Below are 2,246 nucleotides of genomic sequence, written 5' to 3' on the forward strand. Positions count from 1 at the left end.
ACGACGGTACACCTCAATCCCGAAAAAAGTGTCACGGAAGCCGTCACCAAAAAGGAGAAAAATCAAGCACTCAAAAAAGCAGCGTAAAAATCGTATTTAGGCGACAACTAGCTTGCAAATTTCCGCCCATTAGCAGGTACCCTTTACAGAGTTGAGTGCACACTGAGTGTAACGCGAAACTCCTCGTTTCGAAATATGTGCGTACACGCCCTGGCGATGTGCTCATCGTTACCAAGCTCGACAGGCTGGGCCGTAACGCCATGGATGTGCGTGCCACAGTAAAGCGGCTAGCGGCGGATACAATCCGGGTACATTGCTTGGCGCTCGGTGGCGTGGATCTAACCAGTGCTGCTGGGAAGATGATGATGAGCGTGCTTAGCGCGGTTGCTGAATTCGAACGCGACCTACTGATCGAACGCACCCAGGCTGGCATCGCTCGCGCCCGCTCCGAAGGAAAGGTTTTGGGTCGCCCATCAGCGCTGACGAAAGCGCAGCAAGTCGATGTGATGGTACGGCTCACAGCCGGGGAGTCCGTCGCCAAGGTCGCCCGTGATTTTGGTACGACGCGCCAGTCCATCATGCGGGTACGGGCCAGACATGTTTCAGTCGGTGCAACCGACTCCTGACATTCGAACAGCCGCCTTCTGAAAATGACGCACGTACCAGCAACCAGTTACCGTTATGGTAGCCACACGTAGATACGCGTTGACACCCGTCCGATACGTATATACCATGTATCCACAGTATAAAGGAGAAAATCATGGGTTATCAGACAGCAGAAGCGGCAGTAAGCCAATGGGGCAATGGCCTTGCCGTGCGCCTCACCAAGGTGGTCGCCAAGACTGCCGGTATGATAGACGGGACGCAAGTGCGCATCACCGCCGAGAAAGGTCGGATTGTCTTGGAAGCGGTTGAGCCTGGCATTACCCTCGCCTCAATGCTGGCTTCCTTCGACCCAGTGCGTCATGGCGGCGAAGTGATGACCTTCACGCCAATCGGTGAGGAGGTCGTCTAATGGTGGCAAAGCAGGGCTGGGTTCCTGATCGCGCGGACATCATTTACATTCAGCACAGCCCCCACGTGGGAAAGGAAATGCCAAGTTTCCATCCGATGCTTGTTACTTCCACTCGTGCTTTCAACGAGAAGACTGGCATCGTAATTGGGTTCCCCATGACGCACGCCGCGTCCAACGCCGACAATCAGTTCGCCGTCGCCGTTAAGGGTCCAAAAGACGAGGTTGGCTATATTCTCACTTTCCAACCAAAGTCATTCGATTGGCGCGCGCGCGAGGCTTGTGAGCACCCTTGGGGCAGTGGTCATGCCGCCGTACTGGAAGAAGCTCTGTCCAGGCTGGGCATGATTTGCGGCTTCAACCACCCCTAGCGCATTTTCTCGATGTCGACAGGTGGTAGCGCGGTCTTGCCGTCGACGTCGCGCAGAATGCATTTGGGAGAGGTTACACGAAAAAGGCGAGTGCAACTTTTCTTGTAACCTAATTTTGTGTAACTTGTGAGCCCCTCAACAGGTCCCAAATTTTGACAGAATGGCCTGGTCTCGAGCCCCGTCCGGCAGCTGCTCGGCAGGGCCCGGCGATGCGCGTGTAACGCCTTGATTCTTTAGAAAATTTTAGCCCTTCGCGGCGCAGCCGAATAACGACTTCCGCACCCGTGGAACATTCCGGCCGATGACGCCAACCTGGTTGCATTGAGGCACTGTCCAGCGTGCGCAACCGGACGCGGAACTGTGAATATTTTCCGAAAGCAATGCAACGCCCAGAATTGTCACTGAGGATTAGGTGTTGTCACGAGAGTCAAGCACCGCTAGGGCCGCTTTGACGCGCATCGCCCATTTTCCGCCCACCGTAGATTTTGTCCTCGATCCGGTCCTGCGCACGGCTCGCCACGTCCATGTTCACTTCCAGGTAGCCCATCGTGGTCTTCGGGTCCTTGTGGCGCATGATGGCCTGGATGGTCTGAATGGGCGTGCCTTCTTCCGACATGAGGGTGGCGCAGGTGCCGCGCAGTCGGTGGGGAGTGATCCCAGTCAGGGAGGTGGCGGCGTTGGCGCGGCGCATAGCGTATCGGGCGAATCCATCCGGCAGCGCCCTGCCCTGCTTACCTGCGGAAATTTGCAAGCTAGTTGTCGCCTAAATACGATTTTTACGCTGCTTTTTTGAGTGCTTGATTTTTCTCCTTTTTGGTGACGGCTTCCGTGACACTTTTTTCGGGATTGAGGTGTACCGTCGT

At 55.7% G+C, this 2,246-nt stretch carries 3 protein-coding genes and 1 pseudogene; 3 read left to right on the plus strand and 1 reads right to left on the minus strand.

Annotation, left to right across the window (positions count from 1 at the left end; genetic code table 11):
• Nucleotides 1-200: 200 nt before the first annotated feature.
• The 3 genes and pseudogenes from F1735_RS33085 to F1735_RS33095 all read left to right on the plus strand — a co-directional run.
• A pseudogene (locus tag F1735_RS33085) lies at nucleotides 201-626 on the plus strand (recombinase family protein); the annotation flags it as partial.
• Nucleotides 627-760: 134 nt separating this feature from the next.
• A complete protein-coding gene (locus tag F1735_RS33090; RefSeq protein WP_187364427.1) occupies nucleotides 761-1,015 on the plus strand; it encodes an AbrB/MazE/SpoVT family DNA-binding domain-containing protein in 255 nt (84 codons plus the stop codon).
• Nucleotides 1,015-1,383, plus strand: a complete 369-nt coding sequence (locus F1735_RS33095; RefSeq protein WP_167241184.1) for a type II toxin-antitoxin system PemK/MazF family toxin — start codon at nucleotides 1,015-1,017, stop codon at nucleotides 1,381-1,383. The genes F1735_RS33090 and F1735_RS33095 overlap by 1 nt, the downstream gene beginning before the upstream one ends.
• Nucleotides 1,384-1,810: 427 nt before the next feature.
• Here the strand turns inward: F1735_RS33095 and F1735_RS33100 are convergent, their stop codons facing one another.
• On the minus strand, nucleotides 1,811-2,134 hold the full coding sequence (locus tag F1735_RS33100) for a site-specific integrase (RefSeq protein WP_167241186.1): 324 nt from the start codon (nucleotides 2,132-2,134) through the stop codon (nucleotides 1,811-1,813).
• Between the last annotated feature and the right edge of the window lie 112 nt (nucleotides 2,135-2,246).

Source organism: Massilia genomosp. 1, assembly GCF_011682185.1.
Lineage (GTDB): Bacteria > Pseudomonadota > Gammaproteobacteria > Burkholderiales > Burkholderiaceae_D > Telluria_A > Telluria_A rubra.

Bases quoted from the DNA above. Each gene is read 5' to 3' on its own strand.
- F1735_RS33090 (WP_187364427.1), top strand. From the start codon at position 761: ATGGGTTATCAGACAGCAGAAGCGGCAGTAAGCCAATGGGGCAATGGC.
- F1735_RS33095 (WP_167241184.1), top strand. From the start codon at position 1,015: ATGGTGGCAAAGCAGGGCTGGGTTCCTGATCGCGCGGACATCATTTAC.